Annotated in this window: 15 protein-coding genes; 4 read left to right on the top strand and 11 right to left on the bottom strand. The window is 39.8% G+C overall.

Annotation, left to right across the window (positions count from 1 at the left end; genetic code table 11):
* Nucleotides 1-8: 8 nt before the first annotated feature.
* From sdhA to sdhC, 3 genes are read right to left on the bottom strand one after another with little or no spacing between them, the layout of a single operon-like run.
* Entirely contained in the window at nt 9-1,781 is a 1,773-nt protein-coding gene (gene sdhA / locus LOC50_RS06210) for a succinate dehydrogenase flavoprotein subunit (protein ID WP_036982597.1), read from the bottom strand.
* Nucleotides 1,782-2,129 (bottom strand): succinate dehydrogenase, hydrophobic membrane anchor protein, encoded by a 348-nt coding sequence (gene sdhD / locus LOC50_RS06205; protein ID WP_013465012.1) that lies wholly within the window; start codon nt 2,127-2,129, stop codon nt 1,782-1,784.
* The gene (sdhC, locus tag LOC50_RS06200; RefSeq protein ID WP_076916082.1) at nt 2,120-2,497 is read right to left on the bottom strand and encodes a succinate dehydrogenase, cytochrome b556 subunit; all 378 of its coding nucleotides are present in this window, start codon (nt 2,495-2,497) and stop codon (nt 2,120-2,122) included. Before sdhC ends, sdhD begins: the two co-directional genes overlap by 10 nt.
* Before the next feature lie 405 nt (nt 2,498-2,902).
* Here sdhC and LOC50_RS06195 point away from each other — a divergent pair, with 405 nt between their 5' ends.
* The 3 genes from LOC50_RS06195 (at nt 2,903) to LOC50_RS06185 (ending at nt 5,956) form a co-directional block, all read left to right on the top strand.
* Nucleotides 2,903-4,189: a citrate synthase gene (locus LOC50_RS06195; RefSeq protein WP_036982594.1), complete on the top strand. Its 1,287-nt coding sequence runs from the start codon at nt 2,903-2,905 to the stop codon at nt 4,187-4,189.
* A 111-nt stretch (nt 4,190-4,300) separates the two neighbouring features.
* A complete protein-coding gene (locus LOC50_RS06190; protein WP_250653815.1) occupies nt 4,301-5,527 on the top strand; it encodes an aminotransferase class V-fold PLP-dependent enzyme in 1,227 nt (408 codons plus the stop codon).
* A 12-nt stretch (nt 5,528-5,539) separates the two neighbouring features.
* Nucleotides 5,540-5,956, top strand: coding sequence for a SufE family protein (locus LOC50_RS06185; protein ID WP_250653814.1), 417 nt, complete (start codon nt 5,540-5,542; stop codon nt 5,954-5,956).
* 36 nt (nt 5,957-5,992) lie between these two features.
* Here the strand turns inward: LOC50_RS06185 and tcdA are convergent, their stop codons facing one another.
* Genes tcdA through LOC50_RS06150 form a run of 7 tightly spaced genes read right to left on the bottom strand, consistent with a single transcriptional unit; the run spans nt 5,993 to nt 13,453 of the window.
* Complete coding sequence (tcdA, locus tag LOC50_RS06180) at nt 5,993-6,790, bottom strand: tRNA cyclic N6-threonylcarbamoyladenosine(37) synthase TcdA (RefSeq protein WP_250653813.1); 798 nt, start codon at nt 6,788-6,790, stop codon at nt 5,993-5,995.
* A complete protein-coding gene (locus LOC50_RS06175; RefSeq protein WP_250653812.1) occupies nt 6,791-7,471 on the bottom strand; it encodes a TIGR01621 family pseudouridine synthase in 681 nt (226 codons plus the stop codon).
* Nucleotides 7,464-8,228 carry a 3-deoxy-manno-octulosonate cytidylyltransferase gene (kdsB, locus tag LOC50_RS06170; protein ID WP_250653811.1) on the bottom strand — a complete coding sequence of 255 codons (765 nt, stop codon included), beginning with the start codon at nt 8,226-8,228 and terminating at the stop codon, nt 7,464-7,466. Before kdsB ends, LOC50_RS06175 begins: the two co-directional genes overlap by 8 nt.
* Nucleotides 8,216-8,413 carry a Trm112 family protein gene (locus tag LOC50_RS06165; RefSeq protein ID WP_008112074.1) on the bottom strand — a complete coding sequence of 66 codons (198 nt, stop codon included), beginning with the start codon at nt 8,411-8,413 and terminating at the stop codon, nt 8,216-8,218. The genes kdsB and LOC50_RS06165 overlap by 13 nt, the downstream gene beginning before the upstream one ends.
* On the bottom strand, nt 8,403-9,383 hold the full coding sequence (gene lpxK, locus LOC50_RS06160) for a tetraacyldisaccharide 4'-kinase (RefSeq protein ID WP_250653810.1): 981 nt from the start codon (nt 9,381-9,383) through the stop codon (nt 8,403-8,405). The genes LOC50_RS06165 and lpxK overlap by 11 nt, the downstream gene beginning before the upstream one ends.
* Nucleotides 9,380-11,125: a lipid A export permease/ATP-binding protein MsbA gene (gene msbA / locus LOC50_RS06155; protein WP_250653809.1), complete on the bottom strand. Its 1,746-nt coding sequence runs from the start codon at nt 11,123-11,125 to the stop codon at nt 9,380-9,382. The genes lpxK and msbA overlap by 4 nt, the downstream gene beginning before the upstream one ends.
* A gap of 60 nt (nt 11,126-11,185) precedes the next feature.
* Nucleotides 11,186-13,453 (bottom strand): DNA internalization-related competence protein ComEC/Rec2, encoded by a 2,268-nt coding sequence (locus LOC50_RS06150; RefSeq protein WP_250653808.1) that lies wholly within the window; start codon nt 13,451-13,453, stop codon nt 11,186-11,188.
* Here LOC50_RS06150 and LOC50_RS06145 point away from each other — a divergent pair.
* The gene (locus LOC50_RS06145; protein WP_013465022.1) at nt 13,433-13,939 is read left to right on the top strand and encodes a DUF2062 domain-containing protein; all 507 of its coding nucleotides are present in this window, start codon (nt 13,433-13,435) and stop codon (nt 13,937-13,939) included. The genes LOC50_RS06150 and LOC50_RS06145 overlap by 21 nt on opposite strands.
* Nucleotides 13,940-14,036: 97 nt before the next feature.
* Here the strand turns inward: LOC50_RS06145 and LOC50_RS06140 are convergent, their stop codons facing one another.
* On the bottom strand, nt 14,037-15,776 hold the full coding sequence (locus LOC50_RS06140; RefSeq protein WP_054201006.1) for a DUF3466 family protein: 1,740 nt from the start codon (nt 15,774-15,776) through the stop codon (nt 14,037-14,039).
* Nucleotides 15,777-15,787 lie beyond the last annotated feature (11 nt).

Here is a 15,787-nt window from a genome sequence, read left to right as displayed (position 1 = left end):
TCTCGCTCCTAGTAGGTACGTGCTTTAGGTGGGAAAGCTTCACGTGTTTTAGGCTCGTAGTTTACTTTACGCTTGCTCATTTCATCCGTTACCGGATTAAATATTGAGTGACATAACCAGTTTTCGTCATCACGATCTGGGAAGTCAAAGCGAGAGTGTGCGCCACGGCTTTCAGTACGGAAGTTTGCAGCTACTGCAGTTGAGTAAGCTGTTTCCATTAAGTTGTCTAGTTCTAAACATTCAATACGCATGGTGTTAAAATCTGATGATTTGTCATCAAGACGCGCGTGCTGTAAACGTTCACGGATTTCTTTAAGTTCAGTAAGACCTGTAGCCATTGAATCACCTTCACGGAATACCGAGAAGTTAAGCTGCATACATTGTTGTAGGTCTTTCTTGATTTGAACTGGGTCTTCGCCTTGACCAGTTGTTGAGTTTTCCCAACGGTTAAAGCGCGCAAGAGACGCTTCTAGGTCAGACTCTGAAGCCGCTTTAGAAATTTCAACGTCATTTAGGTATTCACCTAAGAAGTTACCTGCTGCACGGCCAAATACAACTAAATCAAGTAATGAGTTACCACCTAAGCGGTTAGCACCATGTACAGATACACAGGCAATCTCACCAACAGCAAATAAACCTTGTACTACTTTTTCGTTGCCAGCAGCATCGATGTTAAGTACTTGACCATTTACGTTTGTTGGCACACCACCCATCATGTAGTGACATGTTGGGATAACTGGAATCGGTTCTTTTGCAGGGTCAACGTGAGCAAATGTTTTAGCAAGATCACATACACCTGGAAGACGTAAGTTAAGCGTTTCTTCACCTAAGTGGTCAAGTTTCAACTTGAGGTGAGGACCCCAAGGACCATCACAACCACGACCTTCACGAATTTCTGTCATCATTGAACGAGCAACAACGTCACGAGACGCTAAATCTTTAGCATTTGGTGCGTAACGTTCCATGAAGCGTTCGCCATCTTTATTTAAAAGATAACCACCTTCACCACGACAACCTTCAGTTACTAGCGTACCAGCGCCAGCTATACCTGTCGGGTGGAACTGCCACATTTCCATGTCTTGCATAGAAATACCAGCACGTGCAGCCATACCAACACCGTCACCGGTATTAATGTGAGCATTGGTTGTTGATGCGAAAATACGACCTGCACCACCTGTCGCTAACACAACTGCTTTTGATTTGAAGAAGGTGATTTCACCTGTTTCAATTTCAATCGCTGTACAGCCCACTACATCGCCATTATCGTTTTTAACTAAATCAAGTGCATACCATTCTGAGAATACATTGGTTTTGTTTTTAACGTTTTGTTGATAAAGAAGGTGTAATAATGCATGACCCGTACGGTCAGCTGCTGCTGCAGTACGCGCAGCCTGTTCACCACCAAAGTTTTTCGATTGACCACCGAAAGGACGTTGGTAAACACGGCCATTTTCAAAACGCGAAAATGGTAAGCCCATGTTTTCTAATTCAGTAATAGCTTCTGGGCCAGTTTGACACATGTATTCGATAGCGTCTTGGTCACCGATAAAATCGGAACCTTTAACGGTATCATACATATGCCATTCCCAGTTATCTTCATGCGAGTTACCTAACGCGACTGTAATACCGCCTTGAGCAGATACAGTGTGTGAGCGTGTCGGGAAAACTTTAGAGATTAGCGCACATGTTTTGCCAGATTCAGTAATAGCAAGAGCAGCGCGCATACCTGCACCACCGGCACCAATTACTACGGCGTCAAATTCACGAACAGAATATTTCACTTAAACACCCCATAAAACGATTAAACCCACAGCTACGTAAGCAACAGCCATTAGGTTTAGTACAAAGCCTAAAAAAGCACGCAATTTAGCGTTCTTTACATAGTCGGTAAGAACCTGCCAAAGGCCGATACGGGTATGAACCATAATGCAAACTAGGGTGATTAACGTTGCCCCTTTCATTGCTAGGTTTGAGAATAGGCCTGTCCAGGCTTCATATGTGACTTCTGGCATTGCTAAAAAATAGCCAATAATAAAGATTGCATACGCGCTGATTATTAATGCCGTTGTGCGTAAAGATACAAAATCTTGTACGCCATCACGTTTAAGAGTTGCTTGATTTAAGACCATATCCACACCCCTGCCAATACAGCAAACACAACGCCAAGTGCCATCGCAATTTTAGCGCTAGTATTGCCTGATTCAAGTTCTTCCCAATGCCCCATATCCATAATAATGTGACGGATACCACCGATAAGATGATAACCCAATACAGAAAGGGTGCCCCAAGCTATAAATTTGGCAATGAATCCGTTAAACAGACTCTTGACGAATTCAAAACCTTCAGCTGAAGAAAGAGACTCTGACCAAGCCCAAATGACAAACGTTAAAGCAAAAAATAATGCAACACCGGTGACGCGGTGAAAAATTGAAGCTTTAGCCGTTGCCGGCATAGATATAGTTGTTAGATCTAGATTTACAGGTCTTTGCTTTTTCACAGTTACTTGCCCATCTTGCCCACAGTGGGGCTCATCTACTTGTTTTTCTAAAACCCACCAAATGTTTCTGGTGGAACTATCAAAATAAACGTATTGATACTAATAAAGTTCACTTTTTATGAAAATTATTATGTAAAAAAAAGTTTACCCAAATACAAATTGGTTAAAAACCTCCATTAGTATATATAGCCGGAGACTCTTTTACAATTCTTGTTTACTTTGAATCGTTTGCGAATTAGCCAATGGTATAATATTCAATCTATACCGAATATTTATTATACATATGTGCATAATACTTATAAAAATTGACTTTATACCCCTCTTTCACGTTAAAATGTAGGGATATGCTTAGAATAGATTTAGAATATAAAAATCAGAATAGTTATCTTAATAGGAGATACATAGATGGCAGATAAGAAAGCCACGGTCCATATTGATGGGCTAGATCCAATCGAACTTCCAATTTATCAAGGTACTGCTGGCCAAGATGTAATTGACGTACGTACACTCGGCTCACATGGTCACTTTACTTATGACCCAGGTTTCATGTCGACTGGTTCTTGTGAATCTACCATCACTTACATCGATGGTGGCAAGGGTGTTTTATTACACCGTGGTTACCCAATCGAACAGTTAGCAGAAAGCTCTAACTACGTTGAGTTATGCTACTTACTATTAAATGGTGAGTTACCAACTAAAGAGCAATACGATGATTTCGCTACAAAAATCACTCGTAGCACTATGCTAGATGAAAAAATCGCAAACTTCTTCCAAGGTTTCCGTTTTGACGCTCACCCTATGGCGATGCTATGTGGTGTGGTTGGTGCTTTATCTTCTTTCTACCATGAAGATCTGGATATCACTGATGCAGTTCAACGTAAAACAAGCGCTATTAAATTAGTTGCTAAGTTACCAACAATTGCAGCAATGGCGTACAAAACAAACATCGGTCAACCATTTGTATACCCACGCAATGACTTAAGCTATGCAGAAAACTTCTTACACATGATGTTCTCTGTGCCTGCTGAAGAATACAAAGTAAACCCTGTCACAGCTAAAGCAATGGATAAAATCTTCATGCTTCATGCGGACCATGAGCAAAACGCATCAACCTCTACAGTACGTTTAGCAGGTTCTTCAGGTGCTAACCCTTATGCATGTATTGCTGCGGGTATTGCATCACTTTGGGGCCCTGCTCACGGCGGTGCTAACGAAGCATGTTTAAACATGTTAGAAGAAATTGGCTCAGTTGATCGCATTGACGAATACGTAGCAAAAGCTAAAGATAAAGCGGACCCGTTCCGTCTTATGGGCTTTGGACACCGTGTTTACAAAAACTTCGATCCTCGTGCAACAGTAATGCGTCAAACATGTCATGAAGTGTTAGCAGAGCTAAACATTCAAGATCCATTGCTTGATATCGCAATGAAACTAGAGCAAATTGCACTTGAAGACCCGTACTTTGTTGAGAAGAAACTTTACCCTAACGTAGATTTCTACTCAGGTATTATCTTAAAAGCAATCGGCATCCCTACCAGCATGTTCACTGTAATCTTTGCAATGGCACGTACTGTAGGTTGGATCTCACACTGGGACGAGATGCTTTCTCAACCTGGCCACAAGATCAGCCGTCCACGTCAGCTTTACACAGGTAAAACACACCGTGATTATAAAGCAACTGACAAGCGCTAAGCATTAAGTTAGTTTATAAGGCCGCCTCTGCGGCCTTTTTTATTAACTGCTACTTGAGAATTATCTTAAACAGATTACAATTCCTGCCCACTTGATTAACTTTATGAGCCTATGTCTGTGTCCTCGTTTGATCCTAAAACAATCCGTAATGATTTCCCTACCCTAAATCAGACAATTAATGGCTACCCTCTTGTTTATTTAGACTCAGCAGCAACAACACAAAAACCACAATGCGTGATTGACGCTACGTCACAGTTTTACACCTCACAGAATGCAAATGTTCACCGTGGACGTCATACGCTGAGTGAGCAAGCTACAGCGGCTTATGAGCAAGTACGTCATCGCGTTGCCGATTATTTTCAGGTAACCAGTAGCGAAATTGTCTGGACCAAAGGTGCCACTGAAGCGATTAACTTAGTTGCTCATGGCTTAAGAAATACATTAACAGCTGCTGACACTATTTTAATTAGCCCAATCGAACACCACGCTAATATCGTGCCGTGGCAAGAACTAGCAGCGCAAACCGGGGCAACATTAAAAACTTTACCACTTAACGCAGATGCTACGTTTGATATAGCACAGTGTTGTGAAGTGATTAAGCGCACCGACCCTGCACTACTGGCTATTACTCACGCTTCTAATGCGCTAGGCAATATTACTGATTTAGTCCCCTTAATAGCCTCAGCGAAGGCGGTAGGCGCGCTAACCTTAGTCGATGGCGCACAAGGGGCGCTGCATTTAAGACCGAATTTAAAAAAGCTCGATTGTGATTTTTACGTGTTTTCTGCTCATAAAATGGTGGGGCCAACAGGGCTAGGCGGTTTATATGGCCGTTATACAGCCCTTAATGCACTATCGCCTTATCAAACAGGCGGTGAAATGATTGAAAAAGTAACCTTAACGCACAGTACTTATCGTAATGCACCGGCTAAATTTGAAGCAGGAACGCCAAATATAGCCGGTGTTTTAGGTTTTGGCGCTGCACTTGAGTATTTAATGGCGCTTGATCTGCAAACATTACAGCACTATGAACAGCAGTTGTTTATTTATGCAGCGAACGCATTGAGCAAAATAGACGGTATTATTATCTACAGCGACCTCAAATCGAATATTGGCACACTTTGCTTTAATTATAAAAATGAACATCCTTATGATCTGTCAACTTTACTTGACGGCTATGGTGTTGCTGTACGAAATGGTCATCATTGTACCCAACCTTTAATGAGTCATTTAAACCTAAATGGCTCATTGAGAGCGAGTTTTGCTTTTTATAATACGACTAAAGATGTAGACCAATTTATTGCCGCACTCAAAGAATGCATTGCTTTATTAGACTAATTTGGATAAATAATGACACACACATATCAACTCGTAACTAAAAGTATTCAAAGCAGTAGTAGCTGGCAACAAAAGTACCGTGAAATTATGTTACTCGGTAAAACGCTGCCACCTTTAGCCGATATATTAAAAACAGATGATGCGTTAGTGCCTGGCTGTGAGAGTAAAGTATGGATGTTTGTCGAGTTTGACCTAACCGAGAATGTACTGGTTGTAATTGGAGACTCTGATACTCGCATAGTAAAAGGCTTATTGGCGTTAATTTTAGCCCTGTATAACGGTTTAACACCCGAAGAAGTGTTAGCAGTAAATGCTTATGATGAATTTGAAAAACTTGGCTTAATCAGTCATTTGAGTGCGTCAAGGGGCAATGGAGTAAAAGCCATGGTTGAAACAATACAAACCATGGCCAAACAAAAAGCGCTTTAAGCGCTTTTTAAATACTATTAAACCAAAACACTTTATCTAAGTATTTAGACGCGCACGCTTGTCTAAGTATTTTTGAACCGCTTTAGCGGCAACAAAAAAACCAAAACTACCGGTGATCATCGTCACTGAGCCAAAGCCATTATTACAATCCATGTTCATACTGCCATCAGCATTTTGCTTCGCATGACACACACTGCCGTCAATACCTGGGTAAACAAGCTGTTCAGTGGAATATACACAGTCAATATTAAATTTACGTTTTGGGTTTGAACTAAAATTATATTGTTTACGCAAAATGTAACGCACTTTTGCAAGTAATGGATCTTGAGTGGTTTTCGCCACATCGCCAAAGGTAATTTGACTCGGATCGGTTTGACCACCTGCACCGCCAGTTGTAATTATAGGCATTTTATTACGTTTACAGTGAGCTATTAACGCCGCTTTTTCTTTAACCGCATCAATACAATCTATTACATAATCAAAACCTTGAATATGTTCTTGAATATTATCAAGGCTAATAAAGTCATCAATCACATTCACCACACACTCAGGGTTGATAAGCTTGCAGCGAGTTTTCATCGCATCAACTTTAGCTTCCCCTATTGTGCCTGTTAAGGCATGAATTTGACGATTTACATTAGTTGCACAAATATCATCTAAATCAATTAAGGTGATTTTACCTACGCCGGTACGCGCTAGTGCTTCAGCAGTCCAACTGCCTACACCACCAATACCCACAACACAAAAATGTGCTTGCTGTAACCACTCAAATTGCTGTTGACCATACAGTCGTTTAATACCACCAAAGCGGATATCAGTTACTTGTTCACTCATTTACCAATCCAGTTTCCACGGCGTTTGCCAAGAATTAAAATCTTGATGTTTTATCAATTGCGCATACTCTTCACCAGATTCTGGCAACAGGGTATGTTGTATTTTTTGCCCTTTCCATAAAAAATCCAGCGCAAATGCATGTAAATAGGTACGCTCTGCAGGGCTGCCTGCATAACTCGCATCACCCATTATGGGGGCTCCCAAACTCTTTAAAGCAACTCTTAGCTGATGGGTTTTACCCGAATAGGGTTTTAATAGGTAAGCTCTAAAACCACTTTTAAAACTAAATGAATAAAACCGCGTAATTGCGGGATTTATTTGCGAGTTTAATAGTTTAAAAGTACCCCGACGTGACTTCGCCATGTCTCCTTTAACCCAACCTTGCTTTTTTTTAGGCTTAGAATCAGTTACAGCTAAATAAAATTTATTAATAGTATGCTCAGTAAACATCTGGGTAAACTTTGCCGCAGCGTCTTTATGCCGCGCTAATATGATCAGCCCTGAAGTCACTTTGTCTAGACGGTGAACCGCAAACAATTTTTCGTTTAGTTGTTGCTCAGCAAGAAACACAAAACCAGGGCTTTCTTCTGAATGAAAATTAAGCCCTGCAGGTTTAGTTATAATATAAAAATCATCGTGCGTGTATTGCACCTTTAACACAGGCGTATCTGCTTTATTCACGCGCTTTACTTTGAATATGCGCAACGACTTTAGCTAAATCCTCTGGTGTATCAACCCCAGCATGAGGGGTCACCACCGCTTGCTCTATTTTAATCGCATAGCCATGGTAAAGCACCCTTAGCTGCTCTAGTGACTCTAAAACTTCTAATGGTGATACCGATAATTGAATATATTGCTTTATAAAGCCAGCGCGATACGCGTAAATACCCACATGGCGTTGAAAAGGCGCTAAGTTAAGTGGTTGCTGCTCTGCCATCATGGCGCTTCTATCAAATGGAATGCTGGCTCTTGAAAAATATAAGGCATTTTTATTGATATCGCTGACCACTTTAACCGCATTAGGGTTAAACACCTCATCACGCTCTTCAATGGCAACACTGAGGGTTGCCATTGGCGCGGTTGATTGCGCTAATAATGTAGCCACTTGTGACACGTTATCAGGGGATAATAACGGTTCATCGCCCTGCACATTAACCACGATAGTATCATCTGATAAATCAAGTAAATCAACGACTTCTGCTAACCGTTCAGTCCCTGATTGATGATCTTCTCGAGTCATCAATACATCATTGGTAAAGTGTTTAGCCGCATCAAATACTTTTTGATGATCGGTGGCTATAACCACTTTACTCGCTCCCGACAAACACGCTTTTTCATAGACATGTTGGATCATTGGCTTGCCACAAATATCAGCAAGTGGTTTACCTGGCAAACGAGTAGAAGCGTAACGTGCAGGAATAACAACTACGAATTCCACTTTTCTACCTCTTCAAGAGACAATTCTCGGGCTTCATTTTCAAGTAATACCGGAATATCATCGCGTACCGGGTAAGCAAGCTTTGCAGCTGTACTGATCAGCTCTTGGTTTTCTTTATCAAAGCGCAACTTACCTTTACACACGGGGCAAGCAATAATTTCGAGTAACTTCGTATCAAAGGCCATGATGGATCCCTTTTTCTTTTAATAGTAAATTTAATGTGTTTATTACCGCCGCTGTTGGTTGAGCATCAACAGGCAGGTAATACCAATTAGGCTTTGCAAAATCACGGCATTTAACCGCATCTTTTTCTGTCATTAATACACAGTCATCGCCAAATTGAGCGAAATCATCAGCGCTATAAGCATAATGATCGCGAAAATGATGTGTAGACAGTAATTTAATACCTTGTGCTTGCAGTGAAGCCTCAAAACGACCTGGGTTACCAATAGCACTCACCGCATGCGCAGCCTTTAAATGCGTCGCTATATCCGTGTTATCGGCAACGCGTTTAATAACCGATGGCTGCAAGCGATAACTAAACTCATCCTCAGAGCCATTTTCAATTACTAGGTCTACGCTCTTTAATCGAGAGACGGTTTCGCGCAGTGGCCCTGCGGGCATTAGCAAACCATTACCAAATTTTCTTTCGCTATCAACAATACAACATTCTATGCTGCGTGCCATTTTGTAATGCTGCATGCCATCATCAGAAATGATCACATCAAGCTTAAAGTTTGCGTTGAGCTTTTCTATATTGTGTTGCCTATTAGGGCCAACCACTAATGGGCACTGTAAACGGTTAAATAAAAGCACCGGCTCATCACCAGCCTCTAAAGTAGTCGTATTAGCAGTCACTAATAATGGGTAATGAGCTGCTTGCCCGCCGTAACCCCGACTAATTAAACCAACAGATAAGCCTTTAGCAGTTAAATAATCATAAAGCCACAACACAAACGGCGTTTTACCATTGCCGCCAACGCTTATATTGCCAACTACAATAACCGGCGTATTGCTCACAAATGACTTAAAAATACCGAACTTATAGCAATATCTACGCAGCAAAGAAATACAGCCAAAAATAGCGGACAGTGGTAATAGCAATAACGTAATTAAGCTAAAAGGTTTATACCAGCTTTGCTCTATTTTACTCACCCTTGCTCACCAAACTGCATTTTGCATAACGCAGAATAAGTGCCATCGTTAGCAAGTAAGTCTGTATGGGTACCACTTTCAATAACTTGACCGCTGTCTATTACATAAATGCGGTCACTATTTTCTATAGTCGATAACCTATGCGCAATTACAATAGACGTTTTGTCTTTCATTAATGTATCGAGGGCATGTTGAATAAGTTTTTCTGATTCAGTATCGAGCGCCGAGGTCGCTTCATCTAAAATTAAAATTGGTGCATCTTTTAATATTGCGCGAGCAATCGCGATACGTTGACGTTGACCACCTGAAAGCATCACCCCATTTTCACCAACAATAGTGTTAAGTTGCTCCGGTAAATCTTTAACAAACTCCCACACATGAGCTTGTTTAGCCACAGTATGGAGCTCTTCCATCGATACATCACGTTGGAGGCCATAACAAATATTATTTGCAATCGTGTCATTAAAAAGCACTACTTGCTGCGATACTAAAGCAAATTGACGACGTAAATCGGTGAGCTTATATTCATTTAAAGCAATACCATCCAGTAATATTTCACTGGGCGCTTCTAAATCATAATAGCGAGGTAATAAGTTTGATATGGTGGATTTACCCGAGCCTGAGCGGCCAACAAGCGCAATGCTCTCGCCCGCTTTAATAGTCATCGACAAATTATTTAATACCGGCTCGTCTTTGGTTGGGTATTTAAAGGTGACATTTTTTACCTCAATATGACCTTTAACTTTATCAACCGATAAGGTGCCCGTGTCTTTTTCTATTTCTTCATCTAGCACTAAAAATACACTCTGCGCAGCTGAAATACCGCGTTGTAAATCGCTGTTCACATTGGCAAGCTGTTTTAACGGGCGTAGTAACATCATCATCGAAGAAATGAGCACTACAAAATCCCCAGAGCTAATACTGTCTATCATTGAGGGCATAGACACCACCCATAAAATAACGGCCATTGCACTGGCGGCTAAAATTTGAATGATAGAGACACTTAACGCCTTAGTCGCATCCATTTTGATACGTTGCTGGCGATTATGATTATTAATTTTAGAAAATTGATCGACTTCTTGAGTTTGACCACCAAAGCCATGGATCACTTTGTGACCACTGAGCATTTGCTCTGAGCTGCGGGTAACTTGCCCCATCGCAGACTGAATATTTTTAGATATATGACGAAAACGTTTAGATACCACCGCCACTATAATAGCCACTAATGGAATAATAACTAAAAAGATTAACGATAATTGCCAGCTGGTATAAAACATAACTGCTAGTAAAAACACCACAAAAGCGCCTTCACGAACTACAATAAGCAGTGCTTTGGTAATCGCTTGCTGTACTTGCTCTGTATCAAAGGTAATTTTTGAAATAAGGTCGCCACTCGAGTTTTTATCATGAAACGATACCGGCAAATGTAATATATGCTCAAATAGTTCTTGGCGAAGCGCACGCACTACCTGCGAACCAACATAGCTTAAACAGTACGATGACATAAAATTAAATACGCCACGCCCAATCACCAACGCAATAACCACAAATGGCGCATAAGTAAGTACCTGACTATTACGCTCATTTAAACCTTCATCGATAAACGGCTTCATCAGTTGGATAAATAATGCATCCATACCTGAATAACCTATCATTCCAATAATTGCGACGATGGCAACCGACTTATAGGCACCAACGTAAGAAACAAGCCGTTTATAAATTTGTGTAGTACTTTGATCCATAACACTCTCTAAAACCACTGACAGCCTCTATTGTATCCTTAGCAACAGCAAAACAAAACGTCAATCTTTGATAAACCAATAACTTTCCTGCGCCCTCGCTGTAGTAAGCTCAAGGTGCTTAGCATAAAAATCAACCCTAACTTGTCCTACATCACCGGTACTATATTGTTTGGCGTTTATTTTATTGTAACGCTCAACTACCGCTTTACTTGGAAATTGCCACTGACCTTGATAGGCACTTGAATGAATCACAATCGTTGGGTTTACTGCCTTAATAAACTCGTCACTCGAGGAGCTGTCACTGCCGTGGTGTGGGCTTATCAAAACGGTACTTTGTAAATCATCTTTCTTTTTAATTAATTGCGACTCTCGCGTTTTTGATATGTCACCGCTAAGTAGCACACTATAGTTTGCCGCTGAGATTTTAACGATACAGGAATTATCATTACTATTATTAAATTCCTCTTTAGCAAAGGTTTGAATACTCAACCCATTAAAATCGAGTGTTGTTGCTATACAGTCGTTATATACACCATTTGGATGAAAATAATCAAAACTCCATGCATAACCGGCCGCTTTAAAATGCGCAACACCTCCGGCATGATCGTTATCTTGATGACTAACAATCGCGGTACTTACCGTTAAATTATGGGCGTCAATATAGGGTAGCAATACACTAGGCACACGACTAAAGCGATTAAAGTAACTCGGGCCAAAATCATAAATAAACGCATGTTTGTCTTTTTTTATCAAAACCATTAGGCCATGGCCTACATCAAATACGTTCAACTGCCAAAGGCTAGATTGCGTAAAATAATAATTAGACAGTAAAGTCAAAAGCGGAATACACGCCAGTACGCGAAGCTTAATAAAGTAAAGTAAAGGAACGACACTATAAAGCAGCACCACAGTGGTTATACTTACCTGACCAACATTAAGCCAACGTATGTGCTGCGGTATTGCCAGCAACATTTGATAAATATAGGTCAGTGGAAAATCATATAACACAATAAACGCATGCCAGTCGGTTAATAACCCTAGCAACACACTTAAAAATAAAGCAGGCATTAATACAAAAGATAAAATGGGAATAGCGACAAGATTTAAAACTAAACCTGCTAAACTCACGCCATTAAAAAAATATAATGACAGCGGTAATAAGCCAATAAATAATCCCAGTTGAATAACAAAAAGAGTGCGAATATTGGCTAACAATGAATGACCTAGCAGCGGAAACTGTTTTAAAACCATAAAAATAATACATACCGCTAAAAAAGAAAAATACAGGCCAGGATTAAGCAAACTAAATGGATTAACTGCTAGAATAATAACCAACGCATATAAAATACTTCGCCATCTAAGCGATTGCTTCGCTAAATAATAAAGCAACAAATAACAACCCAACATAATTAAGGCGCGGGTTGCCGAAATAATAAAATCACTCAAGTAAACATAAATAAAAGCGGCAACAAAGCCAGCAGCGCTATAAAACATAGCAATATTTAATGATTGATTTAGTTCAGGCTTAATCAACTTAAGAAAACAGCGCACTGCAAAATAACAAAAGCCGAAAACCAAAGAGATATGCAATCCAGAAATAGCCAGTAAATGACTTAACCCAAGACTTTGCATTAATTGTTTATGCTCAAAGGTCATTAACGACTTGTCTCCGGTTAAGAGCACGTAATATAGCCAATTAAGCTCAGCACTACTTACGAGCTTTTTGACATAAGTCCGATAAGCCGCAATATGATTATTTTGTGGGCGGTTGTAAATCGCTAACTGCTTATTTAATACTGTGCCTTTAAACGCTATTTTTTGTGTAAAGGCATAGAGTTGACTGTCGAACACAGTAAAATTTTTAATCCCCCTAAAATTTTTTAACCTAACTTGAGCAGTAAAAGCATCACCTGGCTGAATAGGTTGTGTTGAATTAATACTTAATAAGGCTTTAGGTGCTCTAAACTGACTATATTCGCTATCTTCCAAACGGGTTATTTTCACTTTTACGTATTGTGGAGGTGTTGAAGAAATAACCTCTTCGACAACAACATTGACTAAATAAGCATATTTTTCGTGCTCATTAGGTAATTCAAATGAATAAAACAAGATAAAATGTGCCGCTACACAGCAAATACCGCAAATAAAGCCTAACAATACAGTTAAAAACGGCTTAAAATACGTGCTCACAATGAGAATTGAAATTGTGATAACTGTAAATTCAAGGGTTTGGTAATAAAATACGGTAACAACAACTCCGATAACAAACCCAAGACTCATCCACACAGAAGTAAATGGTTGCTTTAAATGGCTAAAAAAACGATCCAACGGTTTTTACCCGATCCAAATAAAATTAGACATCACAAATCGCTAAGAATATTTGGCCGTCTTTTACATGATGCTAACCTTTGGCATTTAAATAGACGTTCGGCACGAGGTGCTTTTGCTGTTGGGCTCTTTTTTGCTTTCATCCCTGTTCCTTTTCAAATGGTGCTCGCGGCTGCCGCAGCGATAATTTTGAGAGTTAATTTACCCATTTCTGTTGCGCTAGTATGGATCACTAATCCACTGACTATGCCGCCAATTTTTTACGGCTCCTACCTTGTTGGTACATTAGTACTTAATCAACCTGAACAACACTTTGCGTTCGAAGCCAGTTGGGCATGGTTTATAGAAAGCTTAACGACAATTGGCCCTGCATTCTTAGTCGGTTCTTTGGTATGCGCCTCTATCGCCAGTGTTATTGGCTACTTTGGAATAGATCTAATTTGGCGCCGCTCTGTAAGGCGGGCATGGGGAATGAGAAATAATTAGCCTCTCTTCCCTTAAATGCTTACATTACTATAGACAAAAAAAACCCAACTTAACAAGTTGGGTTTTTTAGTCCTTCTTTTTAACGATTTAAGCTCATTTAAAATCTAAATACACGTCTTAAACCAACAAGTGGTAGTAATAATAAACCAAACCAAGAAAAACTCGCTGAACTGCGTTCATAAAACTCTGCATCTGGGGCTTTACAATTTTCAACTTCACCATTAGCAATCGGTGAAAGTTTTACTGCAACAGCAACACTTTCATATTGAATGTTACCATTTATGTCGGTTATGACCTCACCTAGTGAGTCTAATTTTTCAACCGTTTTAGTTGCCACACCAAATACTTCATTATTTTCGTTGATTGATTTCGCCTCTACCATTTTATAACTAAAGCTAGTTTCACCATCACTGTCAAAACATGGTAGTAGATTATTTAGATTAGTGATTTTGTCATCACCAATTTTATAAATAAACGCTTCTGAACGCCTTGTACTCGCTGTATCACCAACATCACCTTCGCCTACAATATAACCTTGATTATTAATATCATTTGCATATGAGCTTGAGCTAATAAAATAATCTTCAGGAAACACCGTCGTGTTTGTATTTATATCGTGGTAAAAGAGTTTGTTTCTTAAAGAGCCTTCAATGCGTTTAGTAGCATAACCTGCAATAATGTCATTATCATTGATTGCAAATGCTTTACCTCCTTCCCAATCATCTTGCTGGTTTATAAAGTCAACTACCTCACCGTCTTTAAAATAAGTTGGCATACTGTAGATTCTATTATCGTTGTCAATATCTCGGGTATCTGAAGACCCTACAGCAATACCATTACTATTCACAGCTAATGCAATACTATTAAATGGAGTTCTGTCTTCATCTTCTTCCGGAGTAAGCGCTAAACCTAGCAACTCTGTTGAAGTCACATTATAAGTGCTGTCTAGAGTCCATTTAACCGCTGTTTTATTAAACACACCTCGCGTATTTCGAGAATTAATTAACTCGATACAAGCCATAACTGGCTCATCAAGGCCATCACAATTGTCTGTAATTGTGGTTTGTCTCTCAGCAGGAATACTGACCGATACATTACCAACAACAATGTAACCAGTGTCAGTGGCAACAATATCAGATGCTTTACTAGTCCCACCGTGTTCAGTAAATTCTGGTAAAAGCGGCACTTCAACACCACCAGCAGAGATTAAAATTCCGCGCTCTATAAACTCACGAGTAAACCACGTTTCTTCATCAGTTTCGCCATCTGGTGTAAAGCTCACTTTATCAAATGCTGCACTTCCCCAACCAACCGTAGTACCGTCTTGCGCTACACCTGTATAAAAGTTACTTACTGATCGAGTTAGCCCATCATAATCAAGTGAAGATTCATCGAAAAGAGACTGCTCAGTTATTAAACCGTTATTATAGCTTGTAGCAATAAGCGAACTGATTTTTTGATATTCAAAATCTTCAGACCGAGAAGATAGAAAGCCAACCATAAAAGTATGTGCGTCAGCATTAGTGTAAACAGCATCATTATTTTCTATATCATCGAGGGTAAAGGTTATTTCTTTATCAATGTTTTCAAACCTTTTAACTTCGGTGTCGTATGCGCTCTTTATTATATTATCTGTAAAGTCGATATAACTAATATCAATAGGTAGGTTAAACAATCCGTTAGCTTGACCTATAATATGGCCGTTTTCACTCACATCAGTAACATAAGTATGTTTGGCAGCTTCAAAGTCACCTAATTCGGTTAACTGGTACGTTGCACTTAATGCCGATGTACTCAGTGTGGCTAAAACACTGGCCGCGAGTAATTTATATTTCATTTTATTCCTTA

It is taken from the genome of Pseudoalteromonas sp. SCSIO 43095 (assembly GCF_023650455.1).
GTDB classification, from domain to species: domain Bacteria; phylum Pseudomonadota; class Gammaproteobacteria; order Enterobacterales; family Alteromonadaceae; genus Pseudoalteromonas; species Pseudoalteromonas tetraodonis.
This window is presented reverse-complemented; position numbering and strand designations above follow the sequence as displayed.

Coding starts and splice junctions, on each gene's coding strand:
- sdhD (WP_013465012.1), bottom strand. CDS start 2,129: ATGGTCTTAAATCAAGCAACTCTTAAACGTGATGGCGTACAAGATTTT.
- LOC50_RS06195 (WP_036982594.1), top strand. CDS start 2,903: ATGGCAGATAAGAAAGCCACGGTCCATATTGATGGGCTAGATCCAATC.
- LOC50_RS06190 (WP_250653815.1), top strand. CDS start 4,301: ATGTCTGTGTCCTCGTTTGATCCTAAAACAATCCGTAATGATTTCCCT.
- LOC50_RS06185 (WP_250653814.1), top strand. CDS start 5,540: ATGACACACACATATCAACTCGTAACTAAAAGTATTCAAAGCAGTAGT.
- tcdA (WP_250653813.1), bottom strand. CDS start 6,790: ATGAGTGAACAAGTAACTGATATCCGCTTTGGTGGTATTAAACGACTG.
- LOC50_RS06165 (WP_008112074.1), bottom strand. CDS start 8,413: ATGGCCTTTGATACGAAGTTACTCGAAATTATTGCTTGCCCCGTGTGT.
- msbA (WP_250653809.1), bottom strand. CDS start 11,125: ATGGATCAAAGTACTACACAAATTTATAAACGGCTTGTTTCTTACGTT.
- LOC50_RS06145 (WP_013465022.1), top strand. CDS start 13,433: ATGGCTAAAAAAACGATCCAACGGTTTTTACCCGATCCAAATAAAATT.
- LOC50_RS06140 (WP_054201006.1), bottom strand. CDS start 15,776: ATGAAATATAAATTACTCGCGGCCAGTGTTTTAGCCACACTGAGTACA.